We start from the raw sequence: 16728 nt of genomic DNA, 5'->3' as shown, positions 1-16728 counted from the left end.
CCAGAGCGGGCGACACTGGTCATGGAACCGGCCTCCAGGCAGGGGACGGGCACCACCCTCTGCGCCGCGCCCGGGTGCGAGGAAGGGGTGCGGCGGTCTCTGGCCCCGCGCTCCCACGGCACAGTTCTCCACCCGTCGGGTAAGCCTCCGATGCCGCGCATAATGTGATCGTTCACTGTGGGAGCGTGCCGTGCGGCTCGTGCCGGACGGCGGTCGGGACTCGGGACGGGATGAGCGGGAGACGCGAGGTCGACTCGGCGGCAGCGGACTACGTGCGCGGCGGTTCCGGGCCCTTCTCCGTCTTCCATCTGCTCCTGGGCATCGCCGTGCTGGTGTCCGGGACCTTCGCCTTCAACGCCATGGTGGACGAGATCGGGGCCACCCGGCGTGCCGCCAGAGGTGACGGAGTCCAGGGCGTCTTCACGGCGGAGACGAAGGTGTGCCCGCGAGGCGGATGCCTCTGGTACGGCCCCTTCCGGGACGGTCGCGACGGGCACGTGGTCATCGACCGGGTCGAGCTGCGGGGCGATGACGACCGTGCCGTCTCCGCCGGCGACGCCGTCCCCGCCCTCGACGTCGGTTCGCCGGACTTCGTCCAGGCGGTCGGCGGAGCCCCGAAGTGGGGCGAGGCGTTCGGCGCGGGAGTCCTCGCCGTCATCGCCGCAGGCTTCGGCGCGTGCTCGATCGCCTGGGCGCTGCGGGGCGTGTACTGGTCGCGGCCTCCGCGCGCGTCGCGCAGAGCGGAGGCGCGACGCCGCGGCCGTTCCGTGCTGCGCGACCTCGCCGGCCGGGACCGCTGGGGGTGGACGGCCCGGCCTGGACGGTCCCTGGTCCGGGTGAAGGTGGCCAGATCATGGGGGAGGACCGTAGCGGCGGCGGTCGTCCTCGTCCCGGCGGGTGCGGCGGCGCCGCTTCTCCTCGCCGGGTGGTTCGCCCGCCAGGAGGGGGCCACGTTGAGCGAGTCGATCGCCGGCCTGTGGGGGCCGGTCCTCACGGCCGTGACGGTGACCGTGGCGATCCAGGCGCTGAGGCTCGTCCTGGTGCGCCCCCGGATGTGGGTGAGCGAAGAAGAGATCGTCATCTGGGACGGGCCGCTGCTGTGGAAGGCGCTGCGGATTCCGCGCTCCGCGATGGTGGCGGTCCGCCAGGGCACCGAGCCGGATCGGCGCCGTGAGAAGGAATCTGCTCTCATGACGCCGTTCAGGGAGGAGGTGAATCTCCTCCTGCGGACGCGGGACGCCATCCGACTCCCCGCCCGGCGTCTGCGATGGGGAAACTGGTTGTGGGTCATGCTGACCTCGGACGACGGCCCGTCGCGTCCGACGATCCCTCAGCGAGGACGTCCGGTCCGCTCCCTGTGGCTGCGGGTCGAGGAGCCCCGCAGGGTCGCCACCGACCTCGACCGCTGGCTGGCGACAGAGGAGGCGGACCGGCCGGTACCTCCATCGGCCGATCACGCCTATCAGGGCAGGCATCGGACGCATCGCGGAGCCGGTGCCACACGCCTCAAGATCAACGGACGGCTTCCCCAGCCGCTGCTCGCCGAGTTCGTCAACGAGGGGCCCGGGGCGCTGGAGGCCTCCCTGCGGCGCACCGAGTTCGGCCGGGGGATCCCGGTGGTGTCGTGCGGGCCCGGCGCTCCGCCCGCCACCACCGTCCTGGACGACCTCTGGGTGGCACAGGAAGAGCTCACCCGCCGCTTTCTGCACATCGAGGCGGCAGGGGTCTGGACCGTGACCATCAGCGGACCGGAGCGGTCACGCTCGTTCGCCGGCTCGGCCACGGGGCACGGAGCTGAGGTGCTCACATACGAAGGACCGCCCGGAGTCGCCGTCCTGTCGTGCCCGGACGGGGCGTTCTACGAGGTGCATCTGCGCGGCCCCGACCTGACCGGGCTCTACGGCCGCAGGGCCGTGGCATCCGCGGGCGCGCCCGGGCCGGGGACGGCGGACGGGTTCTCAGGACCGAGCCGGAGCACATTCGCCGTTCCTACTGGAGCCGTACTCCAAGTGCGAACCGACAGCACCGAATGGCGCATCGACGTGACTCCGCTGGAGCAGGCAGATGTGAATTCCGCGGCGGGAGACAGCGGTGCCGTGCCGCCCACCGGCCATGTCAGGCCGTTCGAAAACCTCATCGCGGGCGATCGAGCCGCAGTCGTGCGGTATCTGGGACCGCCGGGGCGCGTGCTGTTCCGAGGCGAGGGCGACTTCGGCCTCGTGCAGCTCGGTGACACCCTCGCCCCGTTGCGGACGCTCGGGGTCCCGGCCGGCGAACAAGCGCTGGAACTCCGGGCGCACACGCTCCTCCAGGTCACCGGCGGCTCCGGGACCTGGTCCATGGAAGAGGCGGCGCCGCGACCGCAGGCCCCCACGCCTCGACTCCCGCGCCTGCCCCGTCAGGGCCGGCGTCAGCCTATGCGGCCGACGCCCCCGTAAAGCCATTTGCCGACTTCGGCGGCCGGTTCATCCGTCTTGTCGTTTTCTGGATTCCACGCGTCGATGGTGACCAGACCGGGATCGACGAACTCGAAGCCGTCGAAGAAGAGCTCGATGTCCGACTTGTCGCGGAAATAGATGGGGGTGGGAGTGGCCGCGTAGGCCCCCTCGATCTGCTCGACGGCCTCCGCGGAGTGCCCTTCCGTCGTCACATGCGTCGCGGCGAGGTGGCTGCCCGGCGCGAGGGCCTCCCGCAGGGGCGCCATGACGTCCTCCCGCTCCTCCAGGGTGAGGAAGTGCGTCATGGCGATCATCAGGACGCCGACCGGAGCGGAGAAGTCGATCAGCCCGGTGCTCCGGGCGTGGTCGAGGACCTCGGCGGGCCGGCGCATGTCGGCCTGCGCGACGGTGGTGAACTCGTTGGTGGCGAGCAGGGCGCGCCCGTGCACCAGGACCACAGGATCGCTGTCGACGTACACGACGCGGGCGTCCGGGACGATCTCATGGGCTATCTCGTGCGTGTTGCCGACGGTCGGCAGCCCGGAGCCGATGTCGAGGAACTGCCGGATTCCCCGGCGCGCCATGTAACGCACGGAGCGGCGCAGGAACGAGCGGTTCTCCAGGGCGAGCTCGCCGATCTCCGGCATGGCCTGCGCGACCCGGTCCGCCGCGTCCCGGTCCACCTGGAAGTTGTCTTTTCCATGCAGGTAGTAGTCGTACATGCGGGCGACGCTCGGTCGGGTGAGATCGATTTCCGGGGACAGGCCATCCTCGGCCACGTACGACCTCCACCCAAGATCAAGTTATTGCCGGAGCAAGACTAGCCCGACCGGGACACGGTGGCCAAGTTCGGCCGGATGATCGGGTTGACTTCTTTTTCCCGGCATTGCGCGAGGCGGCGTCGCCGGAAAAGGCGCGGAGTCAGGCGGGCGGCTTCCGCTGGAATCGCGGTTCGTGGCCGGTGCTCCGCTGCCTGCGCCGAGGCAGCCCGGCCGGCTCCCCGGAGGGAGCGTTCGGGGGCGGGGGAGGCGCGGCCGTCCGCGATCGGATGCCTTCGCCCGGGGGTTCCGGCGTCCGGGCGACGGGCTCGCTCCGCGGCGCCGGAGGAAGGGCGGCCTCGGTCCGTTCGATGAGGGGCGGTTCGAAGGTGGCCAGCCCGTCGGCGATGAGGGTGGCGAGGTCGCTCATGACCGGGAACAGGCCGCGTCCGAGGGCGAAGGCGATGTCGCGGGGCGTCCGGCGGCCGTTGATCTTGGCGAGCAGTTCCCGCCGCTGGGCGTTGACGGGCACGGACCCCGGGGGCCGGCCGCTCCGCGGCCTCGACCGCACGGTCAGGCCGAGCACGGCCCAGGACTGGGCGAGGTCGAGCCGGCGGCGGATCTCGCGGGTGGCCCGTTCGGCGTCCAGGCCGGGATCGGACGCGAGCAGCGGGACGGCGTCGTCGGGGTCGGCGGTGCAGGTGCGGACCCCGCACAGGGCCATGGCGAACAGCGCGTCGGCGACCGCGGCGCGGGTGATGACCTGCACGCCGGCGTCGCCGAGGAGCCCGCGCACCACCAGTTCGCGCTCCAGCCGGCCCTCGGGGGCGCCGGCGGTGAAGGCGGCGGTCCAGTCGGCTTCGCTGATCCGCCCCGACCGCAGCAGCAGCGGCTCGGGTCCCGGCGCGGCAGGGGTGGAGGCGGCCACCACCAGGCCGTCGCGCATGCTCACCGAGCCTCCCGGGGACCCGTCCATCCGCAGGGTTCCGGTGAACCGCTGCCGGCCGCGCCGGGTCAGTGCCGAGATCAGCACGCCCGCGTGGTCACGCCCACGTTCTGCCGGAAGCTGCGCTTCTGATGCCATCTGTCCCTTCTCGCCTTCTCTGATGCCCCTTTGAGTGTGGCCACGGCGCCGCTTCGGCGTAATCCGAGGCTTCCCGGTTGTGGAAGCCCGTTCGCGGGATATATTAGCGTCCGAAATAAGCAATTCGTCGGGAGTGGTATGAACATCGAAACGGCGCTCAAGGAAGCCATGGCGATCGAGGGCGCTATGGGCGCGGCCCTGGTCGACTATGACAGCGGCATGTCCCTCGGGTCGCTCGGAGGCGGCCCCGATCTCGACCTGGAGATCGCGGCCGCCGGCAGCACGGAGGTCGTGCGCGCCGAGGTCCGGACCCTGGAATCGCTGGCCATCGACGACTCCGTCGAGGACATCCTGATCACCTTGAACCGGCAGTACAATCTGATCCGCGTCCTCGGGCGAGGCCACGGTCGCCTGTTCCTCTACCTCGCTCTCAACCGGGAACGCGCCAACCTGGCGCTCGCCAGGCACCACCTGCGGCGCATCGAAGCCGAACTCAGCGTCTGACCGCGTCTCCGTCTCGGGGCGAATTGGGGGGAACGGGTATGCGCGAAGCCGTGCTGGCGGAACTGCAGGCACTCCGTGGCCAGGTCGTGGGCGTCACGGACGCCGCCGTGGCGTCGGTCGACGGGATGCTGGTGGCCTCCGACACCGACGAGGTCCGGCCCGACGTCCTGGCGGCGCTCGCCGCCGCCTCGCTGGGCCTCGGCCGAAGCGCGGGGAACGAGGTCGGCATGGGCGAGCTGCGCGAGGTGGTGACCCGCTGCCAGAGCGGTCACATCGTGGTCTACGCCGTCCAGCGCACAGGACTGCTCGTCGTGCTGGGCGACGAGGGACTGGACGTCGCCGACCTGCACCTGCAGTCCCGGGCCACCGTCGACCGCCTCGGCGCCATTCTCGCCCAGAACTGACCGCCGAACGTGCTTCGCGGCGCGGGGACGTCTTCTGCGAGCGGCGAGCGCGAACGCCGCCCGCAATGGCGGGAGAAGGCTCTGACTAATGGCGAATACGAGGATGTCCCACCTCAATTGATGAGGGGGCAGGGGCGGAATCCCTTGGTGACGAGCCAGATCCCCAGTGACGCTTCCCAGACGATCTCCGGCGCCGTGAACAGGAAGTTCACAGGGGACTGCTGCTCGTAGGCGCCGAACAGGACGGCGGTCGCGGTGGCGCAGGCGATGGGGCCCCCGATGAGCCCGATGAGCGCCATGGGGCGCGGCACCAGGCCCGACCGGTACATCAGGTGGCCCAGCAGCAGTCCGTTGCCGAAGCCCGCGCAGAAGGCGGGGCCGAGCAGGAACGTCTGATCCTTCAACGTCACCAGTGACCGGCCGACCAGAGCGGCGTCGGCGCCGCCTCCGCCCGACAGGTCCTGCCGCAACGCCACGACGGCGAGCACGCAGACGACCCCCACCACGATGACGGTCGATTCGAGGATCCGCGAGCCGACGTAGCCGAGGGAGACGCTCTCGCTCTGCCGCTTCAGGATCGGGAACAGCACGACCGCCGTCGCGATGTTCGCGACGGCGGTCAGGATCTCCAGGAGTGCTCCGACCCGCACCTGCGTGTCCGCGCCCGCTCCCACGATGTAGTCCGCGTCGTTGAGGACCGGGTCGTACAGCAGCACCGCCGGGATCGACAGGACGAAGGTGAGGATGAACCAGACACCGGCGATTCTGGCTCTTCGCTGAACGGCGTCCACCGAGGTTTCCGGAGTCCGAGATGTGCTCGTGTCCACGCGACTCTCCAAGACGTGCGCCGGTCCGCGTCCGGTTGCCGGGATAGTCGTAGGGAACCACGGCGAACGGCCCTTGTCCCCACCCTCCGGTGGCCGGATCCGGAGCACCGGGCGGTACCGGGTCGTAGTCTCGGAAGGGGCGTGAAAGCCCGGCGATGCGCTCGTCAGTCCGGTGCGGTGAAAGGATGATCGGCATGGGACAAGTCGTGGTTGACGCGGAGAGCACGTTGCAGGCGAGCCCGGACCAGGTCCTCGGAGCGCTCAGCGACTACACGGGGGTCCGTTCCCGCATGCTGACGGAGCACTTCAGCGAGTACGAGGTGCGGGAAGGCGGCCAGGGCGAGGGCACGGTGGTGCACTGGAAGCTGGCGGCCACCAGCAAGCGGGTGCGCGACTGCCTCTTCACCGTGAGCGCCCCCGCGGGCGACCGGTTGGTGGAGCGGGACGCCAACTCCTCGATGGTCACCACGTGGACGGTCACCCCCGCCGACGGAGGCGCGCGCGTCCACGTCACCACCACCTGGGACGGAGCGGGCGGCATCGGAGGCTTCTTCGAGCGGACGTTCGCTCCCAAGGGCCTGCAGCGCATCTACGACGCCCAGCTGGCCAAGCTGGCCTCCGCGCTGGGCACGTGACCGCCCCGCCCGACGAGGTCTACCGGCGGCGCTCCGCCCGTGTGCTGCTGGTGGACGACACCGACCGCGTCCTGCTGTTCCGCTGGCCGAAGGCCGCCGGCGACCCCGAGGCGGGCCACTGCTGGATCACTCCGGGCGGAGGCGTCGAGCAGGGCGAGACCCTGCGCGTGGCCGCCGCCCGCGAGCTGCGCGAGGAGACCGGCCTGATCGTCTCCCCGGAGGAGCTCGGCCCGCAGGTCGCCCTGGCCTCCGGCTACGCCGATCTCGGCTGGGCCCGAGGCGTGTTCCGGGACGACTTCTTCCTGTTCCGCACGCGGGCCCTCGACATCGACACCACGGGCTTCACCCGGATCGAGCGCGAGCACGTCAGCGCCCACCGCTGGTGGCGGATCGAGGAGCTGGCGAGCGTGGAAGAGCCGGTCTACCCCCTCATGCTCGCGGAACTCCTCACCGACCTCCTGGCGGGCCGCACCCCCACCGAGCCGATCCGCCTCCCCTGGCACCACTGAACAACCCACCGAACGTTGGCGGGGTCATCCGTGGGGGGTGAGGGAGGTGAAGCCTCCGACTATGGCTCCGTAGCCGACGTGGGCGAGGACGGTGACCAGTGGTGTGCTGGGTCCGTAGTTGAGCATCAGGAACCCGGGGGGTTCCAGGAGGGCGACCTTGGGGGCGCTGGTCAACGGGCTGCCCATTCGGGGGTGGACCAGCGGCAGCAGGATGTTGACCAGCGCGGTGCCGGCGAACATCCCGTGCACCAGACCGAAGAGAGCCCCGAGCCCCCAGCCGGCGTGGCCGATGGCGAGGAAGACGGCGTAGTAGACGAACGCGAACACCTCGCCGCTGACGAAGTGCAGGAGGTAGCCGATCGCCTTGGCGCGGGCCCGGTTGGCGGTCAGGGCGGTGCCGAGCAGGAACGGCAGGTCCGCGCGGGTGAGCTTGAACTCGCTGGCGGCCCGCAGGACGGTGGTCAGGACCAGGGTGGCGACGAAGGCGCCCGCGGCGGTTCCCCAGGCGCTCACCCGACCGCCTCCCCGGCGACCGAGCCGATGGCGCACGCGGCGTTGATCAACGCCAGGTGGCTCAGGCCCTGGGGCAGGTTCCCGAGGAAGGCGCCAGTGTCCGGATCGATCTCCTCGCCGTAGAGGCCGACATCGTTGGCCAGGCCGACCAGGTCGTCCATGAGGGCGACGGCCTGGTCGAGGCGCCCGGTTCGGGCGAGGCACTCGGCCAGCCAGAACGAGCACGCGAGGAACGCGCCTTCGGTACCGCTCAACCCGTCCTCGCCGGAGTACCGGTCGACGAACGGTCCGTGCCGCAGCTCGCGGCCCACGGCGTCGACCGTGGCGCGCATGCGCGGATCGTCGGGCGGTGCGTAGCCGTGGAGGAGACCGAGCAGCACGGCGGCGTCCAGCTCCGAACTATCGGCGGAGCGCGTGTAGCAGCGGCGGCGGGGCGAGAAGCAACGCGTCTCGACGAAGTCGCGCACCTGGGTGCGGGCGAGGCGCCAGCGGGCCGAACCGCGGTCCTGGATCAGTCCGCGCTCGCTCAGGTCGACGGCCCGGTCGAGCGCGACCCAGCACATCATCTTCGAGTGCGTGAAGTGCAGGGGCTCGCTGCGGACCTCCCAGATCCCCGAGTCGGGACGCCGCCAGGCGGCGCAGACGAAGTCGGCCAGCTCGGCCAGGCGCCGGGCGAGGTCCGCGTCCAGCCGTCCGGCGGCGCCTGCGTACAGCCAGCCGGTCTGCAGCAGCTCACCGTAGGTGTCCAGCTGGACTTGGGCGCCCGCCGCGTTGCCGATCCGAACCGGCCTGGAGCCCCGGTAGCCCGCCAGGGGGAGCGTCCGTTCCGGGGCGTGGCCGCCCCCGTCCAGGCGGTAGAGCACCCGCAGCCGCGGATGTGTGAGCTGGGTGGCGTGCATGAGCCACCAGAAGTAGGCGTCCGCCTCGGCGGGGCACCCCAGCCGGAGAAGCGCGTCGAGGGTGAACACCGAGTCGCGGACCCAGGAGAAGCGGTAGTCCCAGTTGCGTCCGCCTCCGACCTGCTCCGGCAGCGAGGAGGTGACCGCGGCCGCGATCGCCCCCGAGGGAGCGAAGATCAGGAGCTTGAGCGCCAGCGCGCTGCGCAGCACGGCGTCCCGCCACATGCCTTCGTACGAACGTTCCCGCGTCCAGCCGCGCCAGGCCGCGATGGTGTGCTCCATACGGGCGTCGCATTCGGACCGGGTCGGCAGGACGAGCGGTTCCTGGTGCGCGAACGGCATCGTCACCAGGGCCTGCCGCCCCGCCGCCAGTTCGAGGCGGCCACTGATCGCCCGGTCGGAGCACACCGGCTCGCCCGCGTCCCAGGCGCAGACCGCGAGCGCGTCCCCGCCGGCCACCACCACCGGAACACCGGCGCGCCGTGTGATCCGCGGACGGCGGGCACCGTAACCGAACCGCGGCTGCACGCTCCACCGCAACGGCACGACGCCGGTCACGCCGTCGAGGCGCCGTTGCAACTCCCGCATCGGCCCCAGCGTTTCGCCGCCTTCCAGCGTCATGGAGTCGGTGACCCGCACACTGCCGCGGCCGGTGGTGAACGTGGTCTCCAGCACGTTGGTGCCCGGAAGGTACCGCCGGACGACTGTGAACGGTTCCTCCGGCTCCAGCAGGAAACGGCCGCCTCGCACGGGATCCAGGACGGCGGCGAACACCGAGGGGGAGTCCAGGTACGGCAGCCCCAGCCAGTCCACCGACCCGTCGACGGCGACCAGCGCGGCGCTGCGCCCGTCCCCGATCACCGCGTAGTCGCGCAGCGGGACGTGGCCGTCGCTCCGCCCGATCGCCATGAGTCAGGGCCTCACTCGGTCACGGCCCATCGCTTCCTCCCTATGACTCCAGGAATTCCCGCAGTTCACCGCCCTGAAGCGCTCAGACGGCGAGTCGCTCGGCGCCGCGGCTTTGAGGCGTGTGGGAGGCGACCTGGATTCTCCCCAACCGGTGTTAGAGGCAAATTGACCCTCTATTGAGTGCTAAATACTGGTTTGAGACGTATGTGTGGGAGATGGCCGATGTGGACTTCTCGGCGCTGTTCCAGGCGTTGCCCGTAGCGTGCTCGATCCTGTCGCGGGAGTGGGAGTACGTGACGGTCAACTGCGCGTACGAGCGGGCGTCGGGGCGGTCGCGCGAGCAGTTGATCGGCCGGTACGTGTTCCACGTGTTCCCCGGCGGGCCGGAGGGGGACAGCGCCCGCCGGCTGAAGGACTCGCTGGAACGGGTGGTGAACGAGGGCGAGGCCGACCGGATGGGCCTGCAACGCTACGACGTCGAGGAACCGGCGGGGTCGGGGGTGTTCCAGGAGCGTCACTGGACCATCGTCAACACGCCGCTGCTGGGGCCGGACGGGCGGGTGGCGTGGGTGGTCAACCAGGTGGAGGACGTCACCGGGTTCGTCCAGCGACTGCGTGAGGCCGACGCCGGTGCCGAGCCGGTACGGCAGGCGCTGGCGGCGGGAACGCAGGCGGTGGAGGCCGAGCTGTTCACGCGGGCCCGTGAGCTGCAGGAGGTCAACCAGCGGCTGCGGCGCGCCCAGGCGCGAGAGCGCCACGCCGCGGAGGCGGCGCGCCGGGCCCTGGAGATCCAGCAGCAGGCCATCGCCGACACCTCGCATGACCTGCGCGGCCCCGTCTCCGGCCTGCGAACCCGCCTGGAGGTCGCGCTGAGCGACCCCGAGGCCGACTCCCGCCTGGTCCTGGACGCCGCGCTGCACGACGCCGAACGCATCGGCGACATCGTCGCCGACCTGCTGGAGCTGGCCCGGCTGGAGGCCCGCACCCCGCTGGACACCAGGTCGGTCGACCTTGCGCGCCTGGTGCGGGCCGAAGTGGACCGCCGAGACGAAGCACACCGGACGCCGGGCGTGCGGGTCACCGTCGACGCCGAGCCGGGCGTCATCGTGGACGTCTCGCCCGTCCGGCTGACACGCCTGCTGAACAACCTGCTCGACAACGCCGAACGCCACGCCCGAAGCCGCATCGAGGTGACGGTCGCCCGCGAGCGAGGGGAGGCGGTCCTGAACGTCACCGACGACGGGCCCGGCATCCCCGCCGACGAGCGCGAGAGCGTCTTCCGCCGATTCTTCCGGCGCGCCGACGCCCGCCGGTTCGATCCCGAGGGCAGCGGACTGGGCCTGCCCATAGCCCGCCAGATCGCCCAGGCCCACGACGGCAGCCTGCACATCGCCGACCACTCGCCCGGCACTCGCTTCACGCTGCGACTGCCCCTCCAGGAGCCTCACGACGGCTTCTAGGCTCGCTGTACGGTGCTCCGGCAGCACCGCCACCGAGGCGCCGGGCCTGGCCGGCCTCGGCTCCGCCCGAGCCTGGGCGGAGCGGCGAGGTCCACGCGGCTTCAGGCCAGGGTCCGGGCGGGCGCGGCCTCCCAGGCGAAGCCGTCCGGGTCGGTGAAGGCCTCGTCGCCGCCGGCGAGCACGAGCCGGTGCGAGCCGGTGCCGTCCTGGGGGACTCCGATGTCCTTGGCCAGGGCGCGGAGCGGGTAGAGCGCCAGCGTGACGGCCGAGGACGGGGTGTCGAACTCGGCGTACTTGCCCCCGAAGCTCTTGGCGACGGCCAGACCGCGGTCGACGTAGAACCGCTTGCTCGCCTTGACGTCCGCGACCCCCAGCAGCAACGCGATCTGGTCGAACTCCCGGGCGGGGGGCGCGGAGTCCTTCTTCTTGGAGGACGCGACCTTGCAGATCGTCCCGTCCGGGGCCTGGACGACGCCGCCGTAGCCCCAGAAGGACTTCGTGGCGGGCTTCAGCGTCGTGGCGCCGGCGTCGACGGCGGCGCCGATGAGGGCGTCGACGTTGCCGGGCTGGGACGCGACGAGCGACAGCGCGAAGCCGCGGAATCCCATGGCCGGCTCGTCCGAGGCGCGGACGTTCACGCGGTCGGCGATGCCGAAGGCCTCGTAGAAGGCCTCCGCGGCCGCGGGGTCGGAGACTTCCAGGGTGACGGATGCGAAGGAGATCATGATGCTTCTTTCTCGTTAGGTGGTCTTCGTCCGGTGGCGACGGTCGTGCTCAGCGGTCCTGGATCAGCCCGAGGACGTTGCCGTCCTGGTCGGTGACGGTGGCGACCAGCCGTCCGGCGCCGACGTCGTGCGCGGCCTCCTTGACGGCCGCGCCGGCGGCGGTCAGCTCGGCGAGCTTCGCCTCGATGTCCGGCACGTGCCAGTAGGCCACCGGCGAGGTCATGCCCTGCGGGCCGCCGTCCGGGACCAGCCCGATGTGCTGGCCCCCGACCTCGAATCCGACGTAGTAGGACGAGTCCGTCTGCGGGGCCTGGCCGAGAAGGGCGGTGTACACCGCCTTGGCCTTGGTCAGGTCGCTCACGGGATGCAGCACGGTCCTGATCCCGCGGACGGGGGAGCCGTTCATGGTCACTCCTGGAGTCGGGGGCCGCGTCGACCCGCTGTTCAACTGCACACAGCCTCGCGCCGAGGCCGCCCCGGCCACATCCGTGGCGACTACGGAACCGGCTACGCACCCGCCCCTACGCACCCCGCCCCTACGCACCCGCCCCTACGCACCCGCCTACGCACTCGCCCTCACGCAACGCGGGCACGGAACGGGGAGCGGGGCGCTTGCGACAGAATGGGACAGTGGTAGCGACAGTGGATATCTCGCCCCGGGAAGCCGAGGTGCTGGAGCTGGTCGGGGAGCATCTCAGCAACGCCGAGATCGCGGCGCGGCTGTTCATCTCCGTCCGCACCGCCGAGAGCCACGTCTCCGCCCTGCTGCGGAAGCTGGACGTCCCGGACCGGCGGGCGCTCGCCGGGCGGGCCGCCGCGGGCGGCCGCGCCGCCGGCGCGTCGCGGCCGGCGCCCGTCCTGCCGGCCCCGCTCACCTCGTTCGTCGGGCGGGCGAGCGAGCGCGCCGAGCTGGCCGAGGTGATCGGGAAGCATCGGCAGGTGACCGCGGTGGGACCGGGAGGCGTGGGCAAGACCCGGCTCGCACTGGCCGTCGCGGCGGACGCCGCGGGCGCGTTCGCGGACGGGGTCTGGTTCGTCGATCTGGTGCCCGTCACCGACCCGGGCATGGTCGCGGACGCGGTCGCCGGCGCCCTCGGTCTCGGCGAGCAGCCCGGCCGCGGCATGACCGAGTCGGTGGCCGCCGCGCTGGCCGACCGGCGCGCCCTGCTCGTCCTGGACAACTGCGAGCAGGTGCGGGACGGCGTGGCGCTGTTCCTGGAGCGGCTGCTCGCGGCGTGCCCCCAGGTGACGGTGCTGGCGACGAGCCGGGCCCGGCTGATGGTGCCGTTCGAGCGGGTGTACGCCGTCCCGCCGCTGTCGCTGTCCGACGGGGAGTCGGACGCGGTCGCGCTGTTCAAGGAGCGGGCGACGGCGATCGGCTGGCCGCTGGATCCTCCGCTGCACGAGCACATCCGCTCGATCTGCGAGCGGCTCGACGGCATGGCGCTGTCGATCGAGCTGGCCGCCGCCCGGTACCCCACGCTCGGGCTGGACGGTCTCACCGCGGCCCTGTCCCACCCCCTGCGGACGCTCGCCGGAGGCCCCCGCGCCGACGACCGGCACCGCTCGGTGCGGGCGGCGGTGGACTGGAGCCACACCCTGCTCGAACCGGCCGACCGGGAGCTCCTGCGCCGGGTGTCGGTGTTCGTCGCGCCGTTCACCGCCGCGGCGGCGGCGGAAGTGGCCGGGGCCGAGCAGGGGGTGGTGGTCGAAGGGCTGGCCCGCCTGGCGGAACAGAGCCTGCTGCTGGTGCGGGCGTCCGCGGGCGCGACCGAGTACCGGGCGCTGGAGACGATCCGCCAGTACGGGGTCGAGCGGCTCACCGAAGCCGGTGAGCTGGACGGCGTCCGCGCCCGGCACCTCCGCTGGTGCCTGGCGACGGCCGCGAGCCTCACCGGCGCCGCCGGAACGGACTGGCGGCCCCGCTTCGACGCCGCCGCCGACGACCTCCGCTCCGCCCTCGCCTGGGCGGCCGAACAGCCGGACCACCGCGCGGACGCGCACGATCTCGCGCTCCGCCTGGCGGAACTCGCCTTCACCCGCAACCTGGTCGGGGAGTCCCAGCAGCGGTACGAGCAGGCCGCCGCGCTGGCCGGGGAACCGGCCGGGGCCGCGGCGGCGCTCCGGCACGCCGCCGCCGTCGCCGGGTGCCGCATGCACGGAGACGACATGTACCGGCTGCACCGGGCCGCCGCGGACGCCGCCCGCCGGTCCGGCGACACCGCCCGCGCCGCCGCCGACCTGGCGACCGCCGCGACCACCGTGTTCCGCTTCTCGGGCACGTTCGTCCGGACGCCGCCCCCGGAGGAGACGCTCGCGCTGATCGCCGAGGCGCGCGAGCACGCCGGAGACGACCCCGTCGCGCGGGCGGCCGTCGCGCTGGCCGAGGCCGCGTCGGTCGCCGACGCGTTCGGCGCCGACCAGGACCCGCACGACGAGGCTGTCGCGCGGACGCTCGCGCGCGCCGAGGACGCGGTCGGGCTCGCCCACCGCACCCGCGTCCCGTCCGCCGAGTCCGCCGCGCTCGACGCGCTCTCCGCCGTCCAGAGCTGGGTCGGCGACGCGTTCGCCGCCGCGGCCACGGCCCGCCGCCGCGTCACCCTCCTGTCGTCCGCGCCGACCACGCCCGCTGTCGCCCACGAGCTCGTCCAGGCCCTCGGCGAGGCCGCCCAGACCGGCATCGGTGTCGGGGACCTGCCCGACGCCCGGCACTGGGCGAGACTCCTCGCGGATCACCCGTCGCTCGCCGAGGTGGGACACCGCGCGACGAGCTGGCAGCTGGTCGCCGACGCGCTGGCGGGCGACGCCGAGGGCGTGCTCACCGGCGCCGTCCGGTTCCTGGACGGGTGGCGGCGGAGCGGCAGCCCCGTGTGGCCGGAGCTCGAACCGGCGGTGACCGCCGTCGCGATGATCCACGGCCTCCGCGGAGATCAGGACGCCCGGAACGAGTGGAACACGATCCTGGGGCGGTTCGGCACGTCACCGAACCGGACCCATGGCCACGGCGCGGTGTTCGACGCGATGCTGCTGCTCCACAACGGGCAGGCGCCGGAGGCGATGGAGCGGCTGGCTCCCGGCCCCGGCGAGGTGTGGAGGTGGGTCACCTGGATCTGGCTCCACTGGTACGTGGCCCTGCGCGCGGAGGCCACGGTCCTCGCGGGAGGACCCGACGCACGCGAACGCCTGGCCGACGCCCGCGAGATCACCGCCGGTGACCCGGTCGCCGGGGCGATCGTGGAACGCGCCGGGGCGCTCCTCGACGGCGCCCGGGAGCGGTTGCTCGCCACGGTGGACGCCTTCGACGCCGCGGGCTGCCGCTACCAGTCGGCCCGCACCCTGCTGCTCGCGGGCGGCGACCACGCCGTCCAGGGAACGCGCGCCCTCACCGCTCTCGGCCTCGCCCCCGCGGCCGTCCGCTGACCGGACGGAACCCGAACGGGCGCCGCAGCTCTTCCCCGTCCGGCCAGGCGGGGTGGTTCTGCCCGGTGCAGAACCACCCCTCCATGTGGATCCGGCCTCGTCGGGGCCTGCGGCGGCCTCAGTCGCGGGGCAGGCGCTCCAGCCGCTTGGCGGCGGTGGCCTCGTGCGCGGGCATGAGGTCGGCCTGCGAGATGGTGACGACGTGCGGCGCGACCGTGCGGATCCCCTCGTCGGTGTCGATCCGCTGCCAGGTCACCGTCTTCAGGAAGGACGCGACGGACAGGCCGCCCGTGTAGCGGCCCGCGCCGGCGGTGGGGAGCACGTGGTTCGTGCCGATCACCTTGTCGCTGAAGGCGACGGTCGCGCGCTGCCCGACGAACAGCGAACCGTAGTTGCGCAGGTTCTTCAGGTACCAGTCGTCGCGGTCGGTGTGCACCTCCAGATGCTCGGCCGCGAGGAGGTCGCTCAGCCGGACGGCGTCCTCGTGGTCGGCGGCGAGCAGCACGAAGCCGTAGTCGCGCCAGGCCGCGCCCGGAACCTCCGCCCCTCCGGCCTTCTCCAGGTCGACGAGCTGGCGGTCGATCTCGGCGACGACCGCCTCCGCCATGGCGAGGCTGGTCGTGATCAGGGCGGCGGGCGAGGTCGGGCCGTGCTCGGCCTGGCCGAGCAGGTCCGCGGCGACCAGTTCGGGGTCGGCCGAGTCGTCGGCGATCACCGCGACCTCGGACGGTCCGGCGATCATGTCGATGCCGACCTGGCCGTACAGCTGCCGCTTGGCCTCGGCGACGAAGGCGTTGCCGGGGCCGACGAGCTTGTCCACCGGGCCGGCGCCGTCCAGCAGGCCGAACGCCATCGCCGCGACGGCCTGGACCCCGCCGAGGCAGTAGACGGCGTCCGCGCCGGACGCGGTGAGGCTGTACAGCGTCGGCGCGTGCACGCCGCGGCCGGCGCGCGGCGGGGTGCACGCGATGACACGGTCCACTCCGGCGACCTTGGGAACCTTCACCGTCATGAACGGGCTGGCCAGCATCGGGACCCGCCCGGCGGGCGCGTAGGCGCCGACGTGGGCGAGCGGGATCTGCCGCTGCCCGAGAACCACCCCGGGCAGCGTCTCGGCCTCGAAGTCGGTGAGGGTGGCGAGCTGGCGGGCCGCGAACCCGGCGACCTGCTCGATGCCGAAGTCGATGCTCTCCCGCAGCTTCGGGTCGAGGTCGGCCCTCGCCCGGGCCTCGTCGGCGGTGACCTCGAAGGATTCGGGGTCCCAGTCGTCCAGTTCGCGGGAGTACCGGCGGACGGCGTCCATGCCGTCCCTCTCGATCGTCGACAGCATCTCGCTCACCCGGTCGCGGACCTGCGGGTCGACGGCGCTGGAGGCGACCTTCAGCGGCTTCTTGATCAGGGTCACGTCGCCGGCGGGAACACGCACGGTGGAACTCCTTAAACGAGAGGGTCGGAGGGGAAGGCTGGCGGCCCGCCCGTCATGGGCCGGACTTTCACGCGGGGCGGACGGCCCTCGCGCGAAGCCGGGGCGGGTCGAAGGGCGTGGTCGGCCCCGGTGGTCCAGGCGAGGAGCGGGGGGCGGGGACGCCGAGCCGAGCACGGCCGCCGCACGCGACTGCCCGGTTGCCGCGAGGTTAGCCGAC

Annotated in this window: 15 protein-coding genes; 7 read left to right on the top strand and 8 right to left on the bottom strand. The window is 72.5% G+C overall.

The annotated features are described in order from the left end of the window. Positions 1-230 precede the first annotated feature (230 nt). Complete coding sequence (locus AB0C87_RS13220; RefSeq protein ID WP_360577565.1) at positions 231-2438, top strand: hypothetical protein; 2208 nt, start codon at positions 231-233, stop codon at positions 2436-2438. Here the strand turns inward: AB0C87_RS13220 and AB0C87_RS13215 are convergent. Continuing rightward, positions 2411-3217, bottom strand: a complete 807-nt coding sequence (locus tag AB0C87_RS13215; protein ID WP_353831008.1) for an SAM-dependent methyltransferase — start codon at positions 3215-3217, stop codon at positions 2411-2413. The genes AB0C87_RS13220 and AB0C87_RS13215 overlap by 28 nt on opposite strands. Positions 3218-3359: 142 nt before the next feature. Beyond that, entirely contained in the window at positions 3360-4229 is an 870-nt protein-coding gene (locus AB0C87_RS13210; protein WP_360577563.1) for a hypothetical protein, read from the bottom strand. A gap of 189 nt (positions 4230-4418) precedes the next feature. Between AB0C87_RS13210 and AB0C87_RS13205 the strand changes: the two genes are divergently transcribed. Then, positions 4419-4784, top strand: a complete 366-nt coding sequence (locus AB0C87_RS13205; RefSeq protein WP_345175935.1) for a hypothetical protein — start codon at positions 4419-4421, stop codon at positions 4782-4784. A 38-nt stretch (positions 4785-4822) separates the two neighbouring features. After that, positions 4823-5188, top strand: a complete 366-nt coding sequence (locus AB0C87_RS13200; RefSeq protein WP_345175933.1) for a roadblock/LC7 domain-containing protein — start codon at positions 4823-4825, stop codon at positions 5186-5188. 113 nt (positions 5189-5301) lie between these two features. Here the strand turns inward: AB0C87_RS13200 and AB0C87_RS13195 are convergent, their stop codons facing one another. After that, a complete protein-coding gene (locus tag AB0C87_RS13195; protein WP_345175932.1) occupies positions 5302-5979 on the bottom strand; it encodes a DUF4386 domain-containing protein in 678 nt (225 codons plus the stop codon). A gap of 230 nt (positions 5980-6209) precedes the next feature. Between AB0C87_RS13195 and AB0C87_RS13190 the strand changes: the two genes are divergently transcribed. Further along, positions 6210-6650 carry an SRPBCC family protein gene (locus tag AB0C87_RS13190; protein ID WP_360577561.1) on the top strand — a complete coding sequence of 147 codons (441 nt, stop codon included), beginning with the start codon at positions 6210-6212 and terminating at the stop codon, positions 6648-6650. Further along, positions 6647-7159 carry an NUDIX domain-containing protein gene (locus AB0C87_RS13185; RefSeq protein ID WP_345175927.1) on the top strand — a complete coding sequence of 171 codons (513 nt, stop codon included), beginning with the start codon at positions 6647-6649 and terminating at the stop codon, positions 7157-7159. The genes AB0C87_RS13190 and AB0C87_RS13185 overlap by 4 nt, the downstream gene beginning before the upstream one ends. A 24-nt stretch (positions 7160-7183) precedes the next feature. Here the strand turns inward: AB0C87_RS13185 and AB0C87_RS13180 are convergent, their stop codons facing one another. Then, on the bottom strand, positions 7184-7672 hold the full coding sequence (locus AB0C87_RS13180; protein WP_345175926.1) for a hypothetical protein: 489 nt from the start codon (positions 7670-7672) through the stop codon (positions 7184-7186). Then, positions 7669-9480 carry a glycoside hydrolase family 15 protein gene (locus tag AB0C87_RS13175; RefSeq protein ID WP_345175924.1) on the bottom strand — a complete coding sequence of 604 codons (1812 nt, stop codon included), beginning with the start codon at positions 9478-9480 and terminating at the stop codon, positions 7669-7671. Before AB0C87_RS13175 ends, AB0C87_RS13180 begins: the two co-directional genes overlap by 4 nt. A 215-nt stretch (positions 9481-9695) precedes the next feature. On the opposite strand from AB0C87_RS13175, the gene AB0C87_RS13170 reads away from it, so the two are divergent. After that, positions 9696-10940, top strand: a complete 1245-nt coding sequence (locus AB0C87_RS13170) for an ATP-binding protein (RefSeq protein ID WP_360577558.1) — start codon at positions 9696-9698, stop codon at positions 10938-10940. Positions 10941-11041: 101 nt separating this feature from the next. Here the strand turns inward: AB0C87_RS13170 and AB0C87_RS13165 are convergent, their stop codons facing one another. Together AB0C87_RS13165 and AB0C87_RS13160 are read right to left on the bottom strand one after the other, a co-directional pair. Continuing rightward, positions 11042-11665 carry a glyoxalase gene (locus tag AB0C87_RS13165; RefSeq protein WP_360577556.1) on the bottom strand — a complete coding sequence of 208 codons (624 nt, stop codon included), beginning with the start codon at positions 11663-11665 and terminating at the stop codon, positions 11042-11044. Positions 11666-11714: 49 nt separating this feature from the next. After that, positions 11715-12071, bottom strand: coding sequence for a VOC family protein (locus AB0C87_RS13160; RefSeq protein ID WP_345175917.1), 357 nt, complete (start codon positions 12069-12071; stop codon positions 11715-11717). Between the two features lie 236 nt (positions 12072-12307). On the opposite strand from AB0C87_RS13160, the gene AB0C87_RS13155 reads away from it, so the two are divergent. Continuing rightward, positions 12308-15085: a LuxR C-terminal-related transcriptional regulator gene (locus tag AB0C87_RS13155; RefSeq protein ID WP_360577554.1), complete on the top strand. Its 2778-nt coding sequence runs from the start codon at positions 12308-12310 to the stop codon at positions 15083-15085. A 118-nt stretch (positions 15086-15203) separates the two neighbouring features. On the opposite strand, the gene hisD is transcribed toward AB0C87_RS13155, so the two are convergent. Beyond that, complete coding sequence (gene hisD, locus AB0C87_RS13150) at positions 15204-16511, bottom strand: histidinol dehydrogenase (protein ID WP_360577552.1); 1308 nt, start codon at positions 16509-16511, stop codon at positions 15204-15206. Between the last annotated feature and the right edge of the window lie 217 nt (positions 16512-16728).

This window comes from Actinomadura sp. NPDC048021, from assembly GCF_040653135.1.
Taxonomy (GTDB): domain Bacteria; phylum Actinomycetota; class Actinomycetes; order Streptosporangiales; family Streptosporangiaceae; genus Spirillospora; species Spirillospora verrucosospora.
Note: the sequence above shows the minus strand (reverse complement) of the source record. Positions and strands in the feature narration are given on the sequence as shown.

What these genes read in the sequence shown, in the direction of transcription:
- AB0C87_RS13220 (WP_360577565.1), top strand. Translation starts at nt 231, where the DNA reads ATGAGCGGGAGACGCGAGGTCGACTCGGCGGCAGCGGACTACGTGCGC.
- AB0C87_RS13205 (WP_345175935.1), top strand. Translation starts at nt 4,419, where the DNA reads ATGAACATCGAAACGGCGCTCAAGGAAGCCATGGCGATCGAGGGCGCT.
- AB0C87_RS13200 (WP_345175933.1), top strand. Translation starts at nt 4,823, where the DNA reads ATGCGCGAAGCCGTGCTGGCGGAACTGCAGGCACTCCGTGGCCAGGTC.
- AB0C87_RS13190 (WP_360577561.1), top strand. Translation starts at nt 6,210, where the DNA reads ATGGGACAAGTCGTGGTTGACGCGGAGAGCACGTTGCAGGCGAGCCCG.
- AB0C87_RS13175 (WP_345175924.1), bottom strand. Translation starts at nt 9,480, where the DNA reads ATGGCGATCGGGCGGAGCGACGGCCACGTCCCGCTGCGCGACTACGCG.
- AB0C87_RS13170 (WP_360577558.1), top strand. Translation starts at nt 9,696, where the DNA reads ATGGCCGATGTGGACTTCTCGGCGCTGTTCCAGGCGTTGCCCGTAGCG.
- AB0C87_RS13165 (WP_360577556.1), bottom strand. Translation starts at nt 11,665, where the DNA reads ATGATCTCCTTCGCATCCGTCACCCTGGAAGTCTCCGACCCCGCGGCC.
- AB0C87_RS13160 (WP_345175917.1), bottom strand. Translation starts at nt 12,071, where the DNA reads ATGAACGGCTCCCCCGTCCGCGGGATCAGGACCGTGCTGCATCCCGTG.